Annotated in this window: 16 protein-coding genes and 1 other annotated feature; all 16 genes read right to left on the reverse strand. The window is 52.4% G+C overall.

The features are described 5' to 3' along the window. Window positions 1-42: 42 nt before the first annotated feature. The 16 genes from ACETK5_RS24365 to ccsA all read right to left on the reverse strand — a co-directional run bounded on the left by ACETK5_RS24365 (window position 43) and on the right by ccsA (window position 19460). The gene (locus tag ACETK5_RS24365) at window positions 43-1077 is read right to left on the reverse strand and encodes a rod shape-determining protein (protein WP_009593998.1); all 1035 of its coding nucleotides are present in this window, start codon (window positions 1075-1077) and stop codon (window positions 43-45) included. Window positions 1078-1115: 38 nt separating this feature from the next. Further along, the gene (gene radC / locus ACETK5_RS24370) at window positions 1116-1805 is read right to left on the reverse strand and encodes a RadC family protein (RefSeq protein ID WP_100540813.1); all 690 of its coding nucleotides are present in this window, start codon (window positions 1803-1805) and stop codon (window positions 1116-1118) included. Between the two features lie 85 nt (window positions 1806-1890). Continuing rightward, entirely contained in the window at window positions 1891-2502 is a 612-nt protein-coding gene (locus tag ACETK5_RS24375) for a Maf family protein (RefSeq protein WP_098742542.1), read from the reverse strand. Window positions 2503-2527: 25 nt separating this feature from the next. Further along, window positions 2528-2770, reverse strand: coding sequence for a DUF4321 domain-containing protein (locus ACETK5_RS24380; RefSeq protein ID WP_076323127.1), 243 nt, complete (start codon window positions 2768-2770; stop codon window positions 2528-2530). A 127-nt stretch (window positions 2771-2897) separates the two neighbouring features. After that, the gene (locus ACETK5_RS24385) at window positions 2898-4289 is read right to left on the reverse strand and encodes an SPOR domain-containing protein (RefSeq protein WP_394058377.1); all 1392 of its coding nucleotides are present in this window, start codon (window positions 4287-4289) and stop codon (window positions 2898-2900) included. A gap of 218 nt (window positions 4290-4507) precedes the next feature. Beyond that, window positions 4508-5884 carry a UDP-N-acetylmuramate--L-alanine ligase gene (murC, locus tag ACETK5_RS24390; protein ID WP_394058379.1) on the reverse strand — a complete coding sequence of 459 codons (1377 nt, stop codon included), beginning with the start codon at window positions 5882-5884 and terminating at the stop codon, window positions 4508-4510. 6 nt (window positions 5885-5890) lie between these two features. After that, complete coding sequence (locus ACETK5_RS24395; protein ID WP_394058381.1) at window positions 5891-7294, reverse strand: bifunctional folylpolyglutamate synthase/dihydrofolate synthase; 1404 nt, start codon at window positions 7292-7294, stop codon at window positions 5891-5893. 7 nt (window positions 7295-7301) lie between these two features. Beyond that, window positions 7302-9971: a valine--tRNA ligase gene (locus ACETK5_RS24400; RefSeq protein ID WP_394058383.1), complete on the reverse strand. Its 2670-nt coding sequence runs from the start codon at window positions 9969-9971 to the stop codon at window positions 7302-7304. 110 nt (window positions 9972-10081) lie between these two features. Beyond that, window positions 10082-10380: a binding site (T-box leader), on the reverse strand. 250 nt (window positions 10381-10630) lie between these two features. Further along, complete coding sequence (locus tag ACETK5_RS24405) at window positions 10631-11989, reverse strand: LysM peptidoglycan-binding domain-containing protein (RefSeq protein ID WP_394058385.1); 1359 nt, start codon at window positions 11987-11989, stop codon at window positions 10631-10633. Window positions 11990-12153: 164 nt separating this feature from the next. Continuing rightward, the gene (locus tag ACETK5_RS24410; RefSeq protein ID WP_394058387.1) at window positions 12154-13062 is read right to left on the reverse strand and encodes an RluA family pseudouridine synthase; all 909 of its coding nucleotides are present in this window, start codon (window positions 13060-13062) and stop codon (window positions 12154-12156) included. After that, on the reverse strand, window positions 13059-14354 hold the full coding sequence (gene hemL, locus ACETK5_RS24415; RefSeq protein ID WP_326115327.1) for a glutamate-1-semialdehyde 2,1-aminomutase: 1296 nt from the start codon (window positions 14352-14354) through the stop codon (window positions 13059-13061). The genes ACETK5_RS24410 and hemL overlap by 4 nt, the downstream gene beginning before the upstream one ends. Before the next feature lie 33 nt (window positions 14355-14387). Then, window positions 14388-15389, reverse strand: coding sequence for a porphobilinogen synthase (gene hemB / locus ACETK5_RS24420; protein WP_326115328.1), 1002 nt, complete (start codon window positions 15387-15389; stop codon window positions 14388-14390). 53 nt (window positions 15390-15442) lie between these two features. Beyond that, window positions 15443-16999, reverse strand: a complete 1557-nt coding sequence (gene cobA, locus ACETK5_RS24425) for a uroporphyrinogen-III C-methyltransferase (RefSeq protein WP_394058390.1) — start codon at window positions 16997-16999, stop codon at window positions 15443-15445. Window positions 17000-17003: 4 nt separating this feature from the next. Beyond that, window positions 17004-17960, reverse strand: coding sequence for a hydroxymethylbilane synthase (gene hemC, locus ACETK5_RS24430; protein ID WP_394058392.1), 957 nt, complete (start codon window positions 17958-17960; stop codon window positions 17004-17006). Window positions 17961-17963: 3 nt separating this feature from the next. Then, window positions 17964-18623 (reverse strand): precorrin-2 dehydrogenase/sirohydrochlorin ferrochelatase family protein, encoded by a 660-nt coding sequence (locus ACETK5_RS24435; protein WP_394058393.1) that lies wholly within the window; start codon window positions 18621-18623, stop codon window positions 17964-17966. 6 nt (window positions 18624-18629) lie between these two features. Next, on the reverse strand, window positions 18630-19460 hold the full coding sequence (ccsA, locus tag ACETK5_RS24440) for a cytochrome c biogenesis protein CcsA (RefSeq protein WP_100540801.1): 831 nt from the start codon (window positions 19458-19460) through the stop codon (window positions 18630-18632). Window position 19461: the final 1 nt, after the last annotated feature.

Below are 19461 nucleotides of genomic sequence, written 5' to 3' on the forward strand. Positions count from 1 at the left end.
TTTCTCTCCCAACATTAGGGGTTTACACTTCTATTTTGGTTTCTACCGTTTGGAACGGACGGCAGAGCTGCTCCGGGATTTAAACAAGTGAATGTTCTCGAGCGCCTTACCTGTGCCAATGGCCACGCAATCCAGCGGATTCTCTGCAACGATCACCGGCATGCCGGTCTCTTCGGCAAGCAGCTTGTCCAGGTTGCGAAGCAATGCGCCGCCTCCCGTAAGCACGATGCCCCGGTCCATAATATCCGCAGCAAGCTCCGGAGGACATTTCTCAAGGGTAACCTTAACAGCTTCAACAATAGCGTTAATGGTATCTGCCAACGCTTCGCTAATCTCATCCGAAGTAATGGTAATCGTCTTCGGCAGACCCGTCACCAAATCACGGCCGCGAATTTCCATCGTTTCCACGGTCTCCAGCGGCATGGCGGAACCGACTTCCATCTTGAGCAGCTCGGATGTGCGCTCACCGATCATCAGGTTATACTGGCGTTTGATATAGGAAATGATAGACTCATCCATCTCATCGCCCGCAACGCGTACAGAGCGGCTGGTTACAATACCGCCAAGCGAAATGACAGCTACTTCAGTGGTACCTCCACCGATATCCACTACCATACTGCCTGTAGGTTCCCACACGGGTAAATCGGCACCGATCGCAGCTGCAAAAGGTTCCTCGATCGTATAAGCTTCGCGTGCACCGGCTTGCTTGGTAGCATCCTCAACCGCACGCTGCTCTACCGCCGTAATGCCGGATGGTACACATACCATCACGTTCGGATGGCGCGGGAATATGGAGCGTTGCTTCTGCGCTTGACGAATAAAGTATTTAATCATCGTAGCTGTTGTATCAAAATCAGCGATGACGCCGTCTTTCATCGGACGAATGGCACGAATATTGCCTGGTGTACGTCCAATCATTTTCTTAGCCGATTCTCCGACGGCTTCAATGCTCTTCGTATCTGTACGCAGAGCAACCACGGATGGCTCTCTTACGACAATTCCTTTCCCACGAACATAAACCAGCGTATTTGCCGTCCCCAAATCGATTCCCAAATCTTTCGTAAAACCACCTAACATGATGTATCTCCCTTTCTTCGTCAATCTGAACTATTATATTACATCAAGCCCCGTTCCTTCAAACTTACAAACGATCCGTCCCCGATGATCAGATGATCCAGCACGTCGATCCCGACAATCTGTCCTGCCTCCACTAAACGTGCAGTCAGCGATATGTCTTCCGGGCTGGGCGTCGGATCTCCGCTAGGATGGTTATGCGCGCACACCAGAGATGCACTGCTGCATTTGATGGCCGCTCTGAACACCTCGCGGGGATGAACGATAGAAGCATTAAGGCTTCCCATCGATAACGTTTCCTGGGCAATGACATGATTTTTCGTATTTAAAAATACACAGACAAAATGCTCTTTCTGTAAATAGCGCATCTGTTCACTGAGCAGTTCTGCCGCGTCATGCGGACTGCGAATAATAACCGGCTCTACATGTCTCGATGCGGCTAAGCGCCGTCCAAGCTCGATGCCAGCCTTCAGCTGAACAGCCTTAGCGGTTCCAATTCCTTTGATTTTCGTAATTTCCTCAATGCTAAGATCAACGAGCTGCCGGATGCCGCCTGCTTCCCCCAGCAGACGCTGGGCTATATGTACGGCAGATTCCTGGCGGGTTCCGGTCCGAAGCAATATCGCCAGCAATTCTGCATGGCTTAAAGCGCTCGCCCCATATTGCATCATGCGCTCTCTTGGTCGTTCATCATGGGGGATGTCGCGCAGCAATAGCGTTGGCGACTCCATATATTCCCCTCTTTTCTAAGATTTAAATCAGCAGGTCACCGAAACTTCAGGATACTCCTACATTTCGCATGCCGTTGTTCTATATCTATGAATCGGTGAGTACATCCATCCCCATTTCAGACAGCATGTCCGACAGCAGAGAAAGCGGCAGGCCGACAACGTTAAAATAGTCGCCTTCGATTCCTTCCACGATGGTTGCACCCAAGCCTTGAATCGCATACGAGCCTGCTTTGTCAGCAGGTTCCCCGCTCTTTACATAAGCCGCGATCGCATCATCACTTAACGATTTCATCTTTACGGTTGTCACACGGTGAGCGACCTTGGTACGACCAGATTCCCGGTCGACACAAGCCACGCCCGTGTACACGAGGTGAGCCCGTCCTTGAAGCATGGACAACATCCTTGCCGCGTCAGCATGATCCTCCGGTTTCCCGAGGACATGATCGTCTACAACTACAATCGTGTCGCTTCCCACAATGATACCATCTCCCGGATCATCCGTCAGCTTTCGGAGAACCGCTTCCGCTTTACGTAGTGCCAGTGACTCCACAATTCGCTCTGGCGACCACCCTTGCGGGGTGTCCTCGTCAGCTTCACTAGGCATAATCTCGAATGGGATACGAAGGGAGGCAATCAATTCCTGACGCCGAGGAGAGGTGGAGGCCAATATGATACGGCGGTTTCTCTTCTCATTCAAGGGGGATAATCTCCTTTGTCATGTCTTAGAGCCTGCGGTATAACCAAAGCGCTGCTATAATGCCAAGCAGACTGAGCAGGCAAAAGTTAAGTTCAAGGTTAATGTCATAACGAATAATGTCAAAATCAGCTCGAGGCGACCACTTAATCGGTGTAGTAGACGTTAAAAACGACAAAGCCTTAACAGGTTGAAGCGCCTTGGCCAGCCATGTTCCCGTCAGCCACCCCAGCAGCAAAAACAAGATGAGCATTCCTTTGTTTTTCTTCATGCATCCTCTTCCCTCGCCATATTTTGACACCCTAATTATTATACGGTGAATCGATAAGCAATACAAACAGAAATCCGGCAGGGGGAACTATTTCCAGTTCCGAGCCGGATTTGACGTAAATTTGAATTTATAGGCCATCCAGGAGTTTCTTTTGGCCCATGACATAGTTCATCATGCCCGTTTGAATCTCCCACAAATGCCCCTTGGATTGATTTTTGTTATATTCGGAGAGCGCTGTGATTGAACTGTTCATGGATTGCTCCATCGCCGGCAGTACAGCCCCGGTCTCCGGACCCAAGCCGGCGGACAGCAGCTTCATCGATTGGATCCACTGCTGGTGCAAATTTGTGATCGTAGCCATGTTCTCTGACGCCACCGCGCCCGCCTCCTGCTTCCCCAGCAGCGATGCCGACAGCGTACTCAACTCTGATACGAGCTGCCCGCTTATCGTAAAATAGTCCGTCAGCGTCTGCTCCTCGCCCGCAAAGGCAGCTGACTCTATACCAGGCAGCGCGATTTCTCTCACGTATAATTCGACGCCTTCGGCCTTTAACTGATTGCTGAGCAGCTTGGCCTGCTCGCGATCCGGTGATATGCCCGCATACACCCGGTTCTCCTCATCCAAATCTCCGCCGGCGGCAATACCGGACTGCAACAGCTCCCCTTTGGCCTGATCTGCCCGTTCCGGCGTGCTGAACACACCGTACTGAAGCATATAAAAGACTTGGCCCGGAATGCGTACCGTCGATTCCGTTAAATCGGGTGCGAGTGAAACTCCCTTTCCCCCGGATGAATCAGCCGGTGCTTGATTAACTGCATCATGGCTTTCAAGCTGCCCCGACGCAGGATCCTCACCTGCATTACCGCCGTTAAACATAGACAGCACCATATACCCAAACAGCAACCCCGTAACAACAGCCGCTGTCACGGACACAGCCATTTTCCAAAAGGAGGTAGGTTTGCGAGAGCGATAATAACTGTAATCATCAGCAGATGATTCATATAGATCCGACCCGGGACCGAGATTCCAGTTGGAGTCATTCGCTTCGGGGTCCATTTTTCCGGAATACGCGTCATCATGAAGATCGTAGAGATCCTCACGCTCACGCAAATCGTCATATGTATCGGTATGATCAAGCCCGTCACCGAACGCCCCATCATTGTGGACATGATCCAGACGCCGTCTTTCCTCAGCTAATCGCCCCCTGGACCGGTTTTGACGCGATGTTCCCCACTCATGACCGTTCACATCCCGGGTGTCCCCCTCATCCCGGAGCGGAGGAACGACGCGCAGATGATCATGTTGCATGCTGCTCCTATGCTCGAACGAAGTGCCCGCATCGGTAAACCGATCTGCCGTTGTGTCCAACTCGTCGAATACGAGATTGCGGTCATCGACTAGACCATTGTGCTTTGCTGGAACTTTTTGATACGAATCCCGTTCCTCACGCAGATGATCCTTGCGACTGTCTTTCGGCGGATCATGATCGAAACGAATCGTCATCCTTGCTTTATTCATATCCACACACACCTCACTTGTCCTTCTACACCTAGCTATATGATCAAGCTTGGCAACTTATGAGTGTGCGAACAACAAAACAAACAGGCTGATCAAGAAAGCATCTTGATCAGCCTGTTTTATACTTATCGATTCCGCTTGCTTTTCCTCCGTCCGAAAGACAAAAGCCCATGCGATCCCCTGCTGCAGCGAAGCAGCAAAGCATGCGCGCAATCCGGTTACTTCTTGCCTTTAATAGACTCTGCTAAAGCAGCACCGACTTTCCAAATATCGCCCGCCCCCATCGTGAGGACCAGATCGCCTTCGTTTACACGACCCTTGAGATCGTTCAGGACATCTTCTTTGGTAGGCAAATAGCGGGCACCGGCATTACTGTTCTGGACAATCAGCTCCACCAGCTTACCGGAACTGATACCCTCGATCTGCTTCTCGCCGGCAGGCGAATAAATATCGGTGATGATCACCTCATCGGCTTCCCCGAACGCGCGGCTAAACGCATCCAGAAGGAAAAAGGTTCTCGAATACCGCTGCGGCTGGAATACGGCGATAATCCGTTTGCCTGTAGCTTTAGCGGCACTGATCGTAGCCTCGATCTCCGTCGGATGATGCGCATAGTCGTCAATGACCAGAATACCTTCTGCTTCGCCCAGCACCTGGAAGCGGCGCTTAGCTCCGTTGAACTTGACAATGGCCTCGACAATCGCTTCAAACGAGATTCCGCCTTTCAAGCAGCATATCACCGTAGCCATTGCGTTGTAGACATTGTGTTTCCCCGGTACGGATAGTTCCACGGTACCCAGCTCCATGCCGTTATGAAGCATCTTGAAGCTGACATGACGGTCGCCGAGCACCAGATTCGTTGCCGTATACTCCGCATCCGCATGAATGCCGTATGTGGTCACACTGCATTTTAGGTCAGGCAAAATAGCCTGGATGTTGTTATCGTCCGCGCAAACCACGGCCGTACCGTCTGCCTTGATCTGGCTGAGGAATTGTACGTAGGCCGCCTTAAGACGATTGAAATCCCCATCGTAATTCTCCAAGTGATCGGCTTCGATATTCAGAACAACGCCCAGCCATGGATGGTATTGCAGGAATGAGCCGTCGCTCTCGTCAGCTTCGGCCACCACATGCTCACCTTCACCGGCTTTGGCATTCGTGCCAACGTTCATAATTTCCCCGCCGATGATAAATGTTGGATCGACGCCGCATTCTTCCATCACGAGCGCAATCATGGATGAAGTGGTTGTCTTGCCATGCGCACCCGCTACGGCGACGCCTTTGCGTTCGTTCAAAAGACGTGCCAGCATCTGCGCACGGTGAAGGACAGGAATGTTCAGCTTCTCTGCTTCGACCCGTTCCACGTTGTCTCTGGACAATGCCGTGGAGTAAACCACAAGGTCAGCGCCCTGGACTTGCTCGGCAGTATGTCCGATGTATATTTTGGCGCCCTTGGCCGCCAGCTTTTCTGTCAATTCTTGCGATGCCACGTCAGAACCCGTGACTTTATAACCCATCTCCAGCATAACTCTTGCAATGGCGCTCATCCCGTAGCCGCCAATTCCTATAAAATGAACATGTTCCGATGTATTCAACAGATATCACCAACCTTTTTCAGAATCGGAAAGGCCCAGGAGGTTGGAACGCACGTCGGCAATCAGGTACAACGTGCCCGACACCACCCCAAGATCCTCCGCTTCCGTCCGTGACTTCAACTCTTCAAGTGCGTTTTTCCAATTTGGTTCTATGATGATTTGCAGTGTATGTTTGGCGTATTTCTCCCTTACCTGCTCTACGATGTCACCAAGCGCCTTGGCGTCCAGTTTCTTCCGGAAATCCGGTTCAGTCAGGATAAGCGTATCCACTATTGGCAGTATATGCTGCAAATACGATTCATGATGCTTATTTGCCAGCATTCCCATCATTAAGTTCAGTTTCCGATACTTATAGATCTGCGGCAAGCTTTTGGCCAAGGTTTCAGCCCCTTCGGGGTTGTGCGCACCATCGAGAACAATCCGAGGGGAGGACTGCACTTGTTCCAGTCTTCCCGCCCAGAAAGTATCCTTAAACCCTGTGCGCAATTCTTCTTCATCCACGATAAAAGCCATGTACTGGCGAAGCACTTCCAGCGTCATCATGGCAAGCGCGGCATTGGCACATTGGTGCTCGCCCTGCATTGAGATGTCCAGATCCATGTCCCGGAAAGGACCCTTAAAACGGAAAGTCTGGCTTTCTTCGTCCCCACGCAACCGCTCATAGGAGAATTGTTCATCTACGAGATACAAACTTGTACGGTTTTTTTCTACCGTTTGTTTCAGAATTTCGACAGCCTCAGGCTGAGTTACCGTGCTCACCACAGGGACTCCGGGCTTGATAATGCCGGCCTTCTCCGTCGCGATCTCCTGAATGGTATCACCCAGAACGTCGGTATGGTCCATTCCGATATTCGTGATCACCGAAATGATGGGATGAACGATATTGGTCACGTCAAGGCGACCGCCAAGTCCCGTCTCCCACACCACCACGTCCGGATAAGATACCTCGCCATAATACAGGATCGCTAGGGCGGTGGACACCTCAAACATCGTTGGTGATCCGAGCCCGGAGCTCGCAACTTCGGCAACAAGCGGTTCTAAGCGATTCGCGAGCGCCAGCAGCGTCTCTTCCGGTATGTCTTCGCCGTTATACTGAAACCGATTGGTAAACTTCGTAATATAGGGGGACGTATAGGTGCCAACCGTGAATCCCCCTTGAAGCAGAACCTTTGTTAAAAAAGCGCATGTGGAGCCTTTTCCATTCGTTCCGGCCACGTGAATAAATTTCAACCGCCGTTCCGGATGGCCCAGCAGCTCCATCAATCGCTGAATTCTATCCATGCCGGGGCGGATTCCAAACGGAATCAGCCCGTTGATCCAAGCTACCGCTTCTTCATAGGTATGGAACGGAGCTGCAGCTGCTGCTGCCGAATGATCAACCATCGTTCTCACCTTCTGGTCCAGATTCATCTTGCCCTCAGCCTCTCAATTCTTCGATGCGCGCGATCACTTTACTGCGTTTGTCCGAGTAATCCGCAAGCTTCGCCCGTTCTTCTTCAATCACCTTTTCCGGTGCTTTCGATACGAAACCAGGATTGTTCAGCTTCTTCTCCACACGCTCGACTTCGCTGTTCAAGTGCTGAATTTCCTTCTCCAGACGTGTGATCTCCTGAGCGATATCGATCAACCCGGCAAGCGGCAGATACATTTCAACACCTGTAACCACAGCGGTCATCGCCTTATCCGGCGCCTCAAGGGCAAGGGAGGACTGATATTCCGACGTGTTGCAGAAGCGGCGAATATAATCCGCATTGCGATCGATAATGCTGGCAATTTGCCCGCTTACCGGCTTCAATTGCAGTTCCACTTTTTTGCTCATCGGTACGTTTACTTCCGCCCGGATGTTTCGTACAGCTCGGATGACATCCATCAGCAGGTTCATTTCGGTAACGGCTTCCGTATTCTCAAATGCCTCGTCATAGGTCGGCCATGAAGCCAACATTACCGTCTCGCCTTCATGCGGCAAATGCTGCCAGATCTCTTCGGAGATGAACGGCATGAACGGATGGATCAAACGCATCGTGCGGTCCAGTACATAGGCAAGCACCGACTGCGTCTTTTTCTTGGCCGCTTGATCCTCGCCATACAGGGACAGCTTGGCAAACTCAATATACCAGTCGCACAGATCATCCCAGATGAAATTGTAGAGCAGTCGACCGGTTTCGCCAAATTCGTAGGCATCAATTAGACGCGTAATGTCGCGGGAAGTTTCGTTCAGACGGTGTAAAATCCACCGGTCGGCCGTCCCCAGCTCTCCGGAAATGTCGATATCCGCCGCCGTGAAGCCCTCCAGGTTCATGAGCGCAAAGCGTGATGCATTCCAGATCTTGTTCGCGAAGTTACGCGCTTGCTCCACGCGTTCCCAGCGGAAACGAAGATCCTGGCCCGGCGTACTGCCGGTCGATATCATATAACGCATGGCATCTGCGCCATACTGTTCAATAACCTCGAGCGGGTCGATACCGTTGCCGAGCGACTTGGACATCTTGCGGCCTTCGCTATCCCGGACCAGACCATGGATAAGCGTATCTTTGAACGGCATTTGATCCGTAAATTCAAGCCCTTGGAAAATCATCCGCGATACCCAGAACGGAATAATATCATAACCCGTTACGAGAACGCTGGTCGGATAATAACGTTTGAAATCCTCGCTGTCCAGATTCGGCCAGCCCATGGTCGAGAACGGCCATAATGCGGAGCTGAACCAGGTATCCAGCACATCCTCATCTTGTCTCAGATCGTCCTTGCCCAGCTTCGCGCGCGCTTCCTCTTCATTCATGGCAACAACCACTTCGCCCGTGGATTCTGAATACCAAGCCGGAATCCGGTGGCCCCACCACAATTGACGAGAAATACACCAATCGCGAACATTCTCCATCCAGTGCAGGTAGGTTCTCTCGAACCGGTCAGGCACGAAGTTAACGCCCTTGCCGGATTTCTGCGCATCCACGGCTGCTTCCGCAAGCGGCTGCATCTTAACGAACCATTGCGTGGACAGATAAGGCTCGACCACTGCGCCGGATCTTTCGCTATGGCCAACCTGATGGACATGATCTTCGATGCGGAGCAGTACGCCAGATTCCTTCATATCGTTTACGATCTGCTTGCGGCATTCGCTCCGGTCAAGACCTTGGTACTTGCCGGCAAACTCATTCATCGTCCCGGATTCATCCATTACGGTGATTTGCGGCAGGTCATGTCTCAAACCCATCTCGAAGTCATTCGGATCATGCGCCGGCGTAATTTTAACCGCTCCGCTGCCGAAATCCTTCTCCACATACTCATCGGCAATAACCGGAATCTCGCGGCCTACGATAGGCAGCACCAATGTCTTGCCGATCATGTCTTTATAGCGCTCGTCTTCCGGATGAACGGCGACGGCCGTATCGCCGAGCATGGTCTCCGGACGGGTCGTTGCTACGGTAATGGAGCCGCTGCCGTCCTTCAGCGGATATTGCAGGTGATACAAATGGCCGTTGACCTCTTTGTACTCCACTTCAATATCGGACAAAGCCGTGCGGGCAGCCGGGTCCCAGTTGATGATGCGTTTTCCGCGGTAGATGAGCCCTTTATCGTAGAGCTTGACGAATACTTCCCGAACCGCTTCCGATAACCCCTCGTCGAGCGTGAAACGTTCTCTGGAGTAATCAAGGGACAGGCCGATCTTGGACCATTGGTTACGAATCGTATTCGCATATAGATCTTTCCATTCCCACACTTTCTCTAGGAATTGTTCACGTCCCAGATCGTATCGGGTAACGCCTTCTTCGCGCAGCTTCTGTTCGACCTTGGTTTGCGTGGCGATGCCCGCATGGTCGGAGCCGGGGAGCCACAGCGCATCGTAGCCCTGCATCCGCTTCACGCGAATCAGGATGTCCTGCAGCGTAAAGTCAAGCGCATGGCCGATATGGAGCATGCCCGTAACGTTAGGAGGAGGAATAACAATCGTGTAAGGCTCCGCGTCCCGTCGTTTGCCGGCTTCAAAAAAGCCGCCTTCCTTCCAATACGGATACCATTTTTGTTCGGCTGCCTTCGGATCATACGTCGTCGGCATTTCTAACTGGGATTGGTTTTGTTTTTGATCCATATTTTCGTACCTCCGATACTGTTAATCAGTTTTGCCAACCCGAAATGTTTTAGCCTCCGGGCGTGGCATGGATATCATAGTTGGCGTGAAACAAAAAAAGCCCTTCGTCCTCAAAGGACGAAAGACTGTTCTCTCGCGGTACCACCTTTGTTTCGTGCTTACATGATTCATCCATCGTGTCCTCCCATGAAGAACATGAAAGGCTTACGATCAAGCACGACACTTTACACAGATAACGGCTGCGGCCGGCGAACTCTAACCAGGGTAGCAATCAATCCCTACTCTATCTCAAGTCCGCAACTCCGGGGCGACTTCGGCAAGCTGGTTCCTGCGGAATCTCACAGCGCTTGATAGCAATTCCGCTCTCTGAAGGCCATACCTTCCTACTCTTCCCGTTCAACGTTGTTCTAGCTTATGAAATACCTGTACATATTCTATTCAAATATACCGTGGTTGTTGCATATAGTCAATATTTCGAGTGTTTCCGAACGATCTAGACATCATACCTGTCGATCCTAATAAATCTTATACGTTGTAAAAAGACGCCCCAGCTCGTCCCATCCCTCTCTTCTCCTAACCAAATCCCCGCCAAACAAAAAGCAGGCCAAGGATTTCCTACCTTGACCTGCTGGTTCTTACGCGATGGCTCTCCCCGCCGATTACTGGGGAATGTATAATACCTGGCCTTCTTCCACATTCTGCTCGGACATGCGGTTGTATAACAAAAGCTCTCGTGGCGTCAGTTGATAACGCTCGGCTATCACGTCGAGTGTCTCCTCACGCTGAACAATGCACATCCGTACCTTGCGGAACGGCGTTTCCTCGCGGCGGTTGCCCAGGAACAGACTCTTCCATTCCACATCCTCGGCCGATGCGGAATCCACCGATTCTTCGATTGCCTCTTCCTCGTCTCGAGCAGCTTGCTCCTGATCCTGGACCGTTCTGCTCGATTGAAGCAAAGAAGAGAAGCCTACACCCGATGTGCTGTTTGTGCTGCTGTTCTTCGTGTTGAAGGCCACCTTTAACTCCGGCTTGGTCGGAACCTCTTCGGCTTTAACGGAAACCTCCTCCGTTATATCATCCATATTCTCCGAAGGCACTGCTTCCTCAGCAAAAACAGACTGGATCTCCTCCGTTTCCGATGATTCCAGTACCGGTACGGCTTCAACTTCTTCGCCCTTACGCTCAACGACACCCGGGAAACCGGCTGCTGGATCTTCCGGTTCCGGATCCGGCTGGGCGGCAGCCCGTTCGAATTGCCATACACTTGGAATCGACGGCTCAGCTGCCTGAGCTTCCGTCTCGTTATGTAAGGCATATTCGACCGTATCCCGGGCTTCAGGAGCACTGGAGATGCTTACGCTGCTGTCAGAGTCCTGTGAATCCCGTGTTTGGTTCTCATACTGTGCCCAGGATGCCAGATACTGCTGTGTGCGCGCATCCGTCTCTAACTCTTGGGCTTTGGGCTGAGTCTCGTTGAAGAAAGAAGGTGAACCCGAGTTAGCATCTGCATTAGCACCACCGCCATGAAGCTGGTCATACGGGTTGGCTGCGAACTGCTGCTCTCCGTTCGAATAAAAATCATTCGCTTCAGGAGCATGTACCACTGTGAATTCCTCATTGGCCCATACTTGGTCACGGGCTCCCGGAGCTGCCGCCTGAATTCCTTTGAGCGACAGAACCCCCGTAATGTTCAAGCTGCGCTTGGATAACAAATCCACGTCAAAATTCTCGATCTCGACGGCGATGTCATCCAATGATGATACCCGGTTCAGCGGGACCGTGATTTCGACCGGAATCCAGTGTTCGAGCGGCTCCGTCTCTCCTGCTTCGGTGTCACCTTTATACAGGCCTGCAAGAAGCAGATGACCCCGAAGCGTGGCCTGGTCCTGCTGGCTGATCACCTGAATATGCGGGATCAACTCCGCCTCTTCCAATTCTTCGATTCCCGGCAAATCTTCCGTTAAATTAATACGCTCGTAAATATCGAACCGCAATCCGTAGGACTGGTCAAACACGGGAATGTCCTCCTTTTTGGCATATACTATCCGTGATCTGTTATCACGGCATGAGCCTAAGTTTTGCCACTCAATTTATCTATATGCCGAAAATAGGAGAGCATGACTTTTTTGCGATTTGTGCGTGAAAGTTACAGGTTCATTCAGGATTTTGCAAGTATTTCTTATCGGTCAGATGCCTCTATGATCCGCTCTCTTAACTCCATCATATCCTGAGGCCAAGGCGCATTCACCTCAATCCTCTCACCCGAGAGAGGATGAGTAAACAACAGACGCTCGCCATGCAGCGCTTGGCGCGGAAACACCCCTGGTCCTCCGTACAAGGAATCTCCCAGAAGAGGATGTCCCATATGACTTAAATGCACCCGGATCTGATGCGTACGGCCGGTTTCCAGGCGAATTTGCAGCAGGCTGGCTTTGGGATACACATCAGATGAGAGAATATGCGTGATCGCAGCCTGCCCGGTTAATGACACCCTCCGGCGGCTTGCATGATAGCGGTCTTTGCCTATCGGCAGATCAATTCTCCTCAGATCCTGCGAGACCCTTCCCTGAACGATAGCCGCGTACATCCGGACGATCTTCTTCTCCCGCATGTCCTCGTCAAGCTTGAGCTGCGCATATTCATTCTTGGCGTACAGTACGGGACCGGTTGTATCCTTATCCAGCCGATGAATATGCCGGACTGCCGTATGAATTCCTTCGGCTTCGTAATATGCGGCTACCACATGATTCAGTGTCGTCTCCCGGCTCTCGTTGTCCGGATGGACCGCCATGCCGGCCGGTTTGTTCACGACCAGGCAGAAATCGTCCTCGTACAATACATCAAGCTCCTGCCATCTCGGTTCAATGCCGTAATCCCGATAAGGAAAAAGGACCAGCCGAAGCCGGTCCCCTCTCCATTGTATCCCCTGTTCATGTTGAAGCTTGCGATACAGCTTCTCGGGCATACCGACCGTTTCCATAAGCCACTTGGCAGCGGCCTCGTTCCGATCCGGCTGACTAAGCAGCGCCTTGCCCGGCGTCATCTCCAGCCATTCGCCGCGTTTGCTCCAATTGCCCCCGTAGCTCATAGGCTCTTGAAGGCGTTGTAGTTGGCTTCGATGGTAGCATCGATATCTTCCACCGTATGAGCTCCCGAGATGAACATGCCCTCGAACTGGGAAGGAGGTACGCTGACTCCCTCTTGCACCATCGCTGCAAAATATCGACGGAAACGATCCAGATCACTAGTCTTGGCCGTATCGAAATTGACGACCGGCGTATTCGTGAAGAAAGGACATACCATGGACCCGATCCGATTGATCGTAAGCGGGATACCGAATTCTTGAGCGTTACGCTCAAATCCTGCCTGAAGGCGGGCTCCCCGTTCCTCCAGCTGTTCATAAACAGCAGGCGTCAACAGCTTCAGGGTGGTGTAGCCGGCCGCCATGGCGAGCGGATTTCCGCTTAACGTTCCTGCTTGATAGATCGGCCCTGCCGGAGCAATCTGATCCATCAGCTCACGCTTGCCTCCATAAGCACCGACCGGCAGACCGCCGCCGATTACCTTGCCAAGGCATGTCAAATCCGGCGTAACGCCATAACGTCCTTGCGCGCAGTTCAGATCAACGCGGAATCCGGTCATCACCTCGTCGAAAATAAGCACGCTGCCATAATCGGAAGTGACCTTGCGGAGACCTTCCAGGAATCCTGGCTGCGGAGGGACCACCCCCATATTGCCGGCCACGGGCTCTACAATCACCGCTGCAATTTCTTCGCCGAACCGCTCAAAGGCAAGCTGTACCGACTCCAGGTCGTTATAAGGAACCGCAATGGTGTTGGAAGCCACGCTTTCAGGGACACCCGGACTATCGGGAAGCCCAAGCGTTGCGATCCCCGATCCCGCCTTGATCAGAAGGCTGTCGGCGTGACCGTGATAGGAGCCCTCGAATTTGATGATTTTGCTGCGTCCGGTATAACCGCGCGCGAGGCGGATAGCGCTCATGGTAGCTTCCGTACCGGAATTCACCATCCGCACGACCTCGATCGACGGCACGCGCTCGCAGACGAGTTTCGCCATCTTCGTTTCCAATAGGGTTGGCGCACCGAAGCTGGTTCCCTTGGCAGCCGTCTCCTGAAGCGCTTCAACGACCTCAGGGTGTGCGTGGCCCATAATCAGCGGTCCCCAGGAACCTACGTAATCGATAAAGCTGTTGCCATCGATATCATATACGCGGCTGCCTTCTCCGCGATCGATATAAATCGGCGTTAATCCCACAGACTTAAACGCACGTACCGGACTGTTGACACCGCCGGGAATATATAACTTCGCTTCTTCGAAAGCAGAACGCGATAATTCTTCTTTCCGCAACTCTTGGCTCATACTATGCACTCCTAACTCTTTCGTCGTTAATGGTTACTTGCTGCGCATCCACCCTGCTGCATCCTTCGAGAAATACGTAATGATAATGTCCGCACCGGCACGCTTCATCCCGGTCAGCAGTTCCATCACAATCGCCTGCTCACTGATCCATCCCTGCTGGGCAGCCGCCTTAATCATGGAATACTCACCACTCACGTTGTAAGCGACAATCGGCAGATCAAACTGGTCTCTCAGCAATCTGACAACGTCCAGGTAGGCCATCGCCGGCTTCACCATCAGCATATCGGCGCCTTCCAGCACGTCCGTCTCCGCCTCGCGAAGCGCCTCTCTCACATTGGCTGGATCCATCTGATAGGTTTTACGGTCGCCGAACTGCGGAGCAGAATCGGCGGCTTCACGGAAGGGTCCGTAAAAGGCCGAAGCGTACTTGACCGAGTAAGACATAATCGGCACGTTATAAAATCCGGCTTCATCAAGTCCGGAACGAATGGCTTGGACAAAACCGTCCATCATATTGGAAGGTGCGATGATATCGGCTCCCGCTTTCGCCTGGGATACCGCTGTGCGAACGAGCAGCTCCAGCGACTCGTCGTTCAAGACGTCGCCGCAGGTGTGACCGTCGCGCTCGAAGGTATGCACCATGCCGCAGTGGCCGTGGTCGGTAAATTCGCACAGGCACGTATCAGCAATCACCAGAAGGTCGGGATGCCACGACTTGATGAGACGGGTAGCCTCCTGGACAATCCCGTCATCCGCAAAACCGGATGTGCCCACGCTGTCTTTCGTCTCGGGAATTCCGAACAGGAGCACAGCAGGAATGCCTAGACTTACGATTTCGTCTACTTCCTCTTTCAAGGTGTCGAGCGAAAAATGATAGACGCCCGGCATGGAGGAAATTTCGGATTTCACACCACTGCCATAGGTAACGAAGATCGGCTGAACCAGATCCTCCGTTTGAAGCACGGTCTCGCGGACCATGCTGCGAATGCCGGCATTTTGACGCAGCCGACGATGGCGTACGATTGGAAAACTCATGACGTGTACCTCCAGATGATGTCATTTTTGATCATGTATTTAAAATAAGGATATTATGGCTCAACACGGCGTGGATCGTTCTCATTCCAAATGCACAAGGCCTTCACCAGACTGTCGACCGTCGCTTCCTCGGCGAGGAGGGATACGTGCAGACCGGCTTCCTCAGCCGTCTGCGCGGTCAAAGGTCCGATGCAAGCAATCGTCGATCCCTTCAACAGTTCGGCAGGATCTGCCACGCCCATCCCCTTCAGCACCTTCAGCAGATTCGTAACGGTAGAGGAACTGGTAAACGTAACCGCGTGAATGCCGCCATCTTGAAGCAGCTTCAGCAGCTCATCATCCTCCTCGCCGCACAGCACGTTTTCATAGATCACGGCTTCCGTCACGTGCAGTCCCATTTCCGTCAGCTTCTCCGGCAGCCACCTGCGTGCCAGATCGCCGCGAGGCAGCAGCACGCGCTGGCCCGGCTGGAGCTCTGAACCGTAAGCATCGATAAGGCCTTCCGCCTGGTAACGCTCCTTGATAACCTCGGCGGATATACCGTAATTACCAAGAGCATCGGCTGTTGCGGGGCCGACCGCGACGATGCGGGCCGAGGCCAAGGAGCGAATATCGCGCCCATTCTCCTTCAGGTGGCGGAAAAAGAATTCGACTCCGTTCACGCTGGTGAAGAACACCCAGTCATACGTATTCAGCTTGTCCAGCGCTTGTTGAATTCCGGCAAGCATCTCCTCCTTCGAAGGCATGACGGTTTCGATGACAGGAAACTCATATGGCTCTCCGCCCAGATCCTCGATTTGGGATACCAATGCACTGGCCTGGCTTCGGGCCCTCGTGACCAGAATCCGTTTACCGAACAGAGGTAGCCGTTCTGCCCACTTCAGATGCTCCCGCTGAAGCACCACCTGTCCGACTACGATAACTGCAGGCGGCTGAAAATCAGCTGCCTTGACTCTGTCCTCGATATCCTCCAGCGTTCCCGTCAGCGTATCCTGCTCCGCCCGGGTTCCCCATCGAATAAGAGCCACAGGGGTTTCCGGCGGTCTGCCATGCTTGATCAGCTGACGACTGATATAGCCGATCTTGGCCACACCCATCATAAAAATCAAAGTTCCCGTTGCATTGGTCACCTTATCCCATTGAATCATCCGATCCAGCTTTTCAGGACTTTCATGGCCGGTAATGATAGATAAAGACGAAGCATGGTCACGATGCGTCACCGGAATCCCGGCATAAGCGGGAACACTGATCGCCGAGGTGATCCCCGGCACAATCTCGTACATGATGCCATGACGATACAACAGCTCCGCTTCTTCGCCCACTCTACCGAAGATGGTTGGATCGCCGCCCTTTAAACGGACGACCGTCTTGCCTTCCAAAGCATAATCAACCAGCAGCTGATTGATCTGCTCCTGTTTCATCGTATGCCGATCCGGGAGCTTGCCTACATAGACCTTCTCGGCTCCGGGCTTCATCCACCGCAGCAGCCGAGGGCTGGCTAATCGGTCATACACCACGACATCCGCTTTTTCAATGCATTCCTTGCCTTTCATCGTAATCAGGCGTGCATCGCCCGGTCCTGCTCCCACCAAATAAACCTTGCCTGCCATCCCCTCAACCCCTAACTTGTGCCAGTATCTTCTCCGCTCCTTTAGCTTTCAGCTTTGCAGCCACTTCCACTCCGAGCGATTCAGGGTCGGTTCCTTCGGCGCTTTCCTTCAATACGATTTCGCCATCAGGAGAGCCTACCATTCCTGTTAATTGTATAACGTTTTGTTCTCCGCGGGAATCTCCGGCATCCACATTCTTCAGGACAGCGTAAGCCCCGATCGGCACCTGGCATCCTCCGTTCAGCTCGCTCAAAAACTTGCGTTCAGCCGCAACGGTTCGTGCAGTAACCTCATCATTATAAAGAGAGAGCAAATGCAGCAGCTCTGCATCGTTTTCGCGGCATTCAATACCGAGTGCACCTTGGCCAACGGCAGGAAGGCTAATTTCAATCGGCAAGTACGACGTGATCCGGTCTTCCCAGCCCATGCGCTGAAGACCGGCGGTCGCCAGAATGATGGCCTGAAATTCACCGTCTTCCATTTTGCGAATGCGTGAATCGATGTTCCCCCTAATCCACTCGATCTGCAGATCCGGCCGGTAGGCCTTGAGCTGACTGGACCGGCGCAGACTGCTTGTCCCCACCTTGGCACCTGCAGGAAGGTCATCGAGCGTTGTCCCTTCTTTGGAGATCAGGCAATCCCGAGGATCCTTTCTTGCCGGCACCGCGCCGGAAACCAAACCTTCGGGCAGAACAGAAGGCATGTCCTTCATGCTATGAACCGCCATATCAATCTCCCCGTCCATCATTGACTGCTCGATTTCTTTGACAAACAATCCTTTGCCGCCTACTTTGGAGAGCGTCACATCCAATATACGGTCGCCCTTGGTGACGATTTTTTTGACGGTGAAGTCATAGTCCAGACCGTGCTCCTTGGCTAAACGCTTTAAATCATCGATAACCTGTCCTGTCTGTGTCAGTGCCAGTGCACTTTGTCTACTGCCAACTACGATTGTGCGCATCTTTCATTCCTCCTGATTATTCGCAATCCACTGCTTGATTTTGTCCTCACTCCAGGGCACATAGCCTCCGCGGCGAATCTCTCCTAGCATATCCATGCGGTATGCCTTATGCAAAAGCCGCCTGCGTGCGTCAGCGGACTCCACCTCTTCCCTGATCATCGAACGCATTCTATATAAAAAATCCAAGTAGTCCTCATACTCAGGCCCGAACTGTTCTTCGAGCTCGTCGCGTATATCGCGTGCGGCCATCGGCCCTGCTCCTGATGTGGATACAGCCAGCGTAAGCCTCCCTCGTCGGAGAACCGTCGGGTTGATAAACGTCCCGGCCTCGCCGTTACTGGCCACGTTAACCAACACGCCAAGACGATCGGCATCCTCCGCTATCTTCAGATTCAGCTTGCTGTCATCCGTTGCCGCGTGGACCATAAACGCGCCTGTCAGATCGTCTGATTGATACTTCCGCTTCGTCCAGCGAAGAGCATTCTCATTCGCCAAACGTTGAAGCATTTCGCTTCGTAATACGGGACTAACAATATGTACGCTTGCCCCGGCATTCAGCAGAGTGACGGCTTTACGTTCCGCCACCTTGCCACCGCCGACAATCAAGCATATACGTCCCCTGCAATTCAGCAGGACAGGCACATAATGATCATCATACGCCATCAGCCATCACACTCCTGACCAACTATGGAAAGCGGACCACGTATTGAGAAAGAAATTCAAAATGATGAATCCATACCCGATTAAGGCCCATATGGCTGCTTCCCTGCCTGATCTTCTCCACAAGCGGCGTTTGATAAAATAGACCATATACATCGCAAGCGCCGTCAGGGTGGACAATACTTTGATGTCCAAAAACAGGGTCCACCGTCCAGCCATAGCCACCGACATCACGGCCAATATGAGTGACATGACCAGAATAATCGTTCCGGCCATCAGCGCTTTATAAGAATAAACATCAAGCTTCTCCAGACTTGGCAGCCTGCGGATCGTATCATTCCATTGCTTGTGCTTCAGTTTCCTGTGCAGGAACATATAAATCGCCGCAAATACAGCCCCGACGGTCAATGCGGCGAAACTGACACTCGCCAGGGCAATATGGATGAGCAAGAGACGATGTTCCGTCTCCCAGCTGTACAATGCATTGTCTCCGGCTGTGAACCATAACCGATTGACCAGCATGACGCTAAACCCGACGAGGTTCATCAACAAGACGGCAAATTCCGACCGCTTCATATACGCCAGGGCAATCGAAGTGATCGATATGCAGAACGCCAGCAGGAACAGGAAATCAAACAGCGTAAATACCGGAAAGTGGAAATGTCCGCCCTCCATCGCTCTGATGCCGATTCCGGTAAATTGTAACAGCGCAGTAATAACAAGAAGCCCTGTGCCTATCCGCTTCGCCACCGAATTGCGTGAAATGCAATCCGAGATATAAAACAGAAGGCTCAGGGCATAGATACAAATGCCGGTGATATAAATTAAGTTTAACAGCATG

The organism is Paenibacillus ilasis, assembly GCF_043195395.1.
Taxonomy (GTDB): Bacteria; Bacillota; Bacilli; order Paenibacillales; family Paenibacillaceae; genus Paenibacillus_AQ; species Paenibacillus_AQ lautus.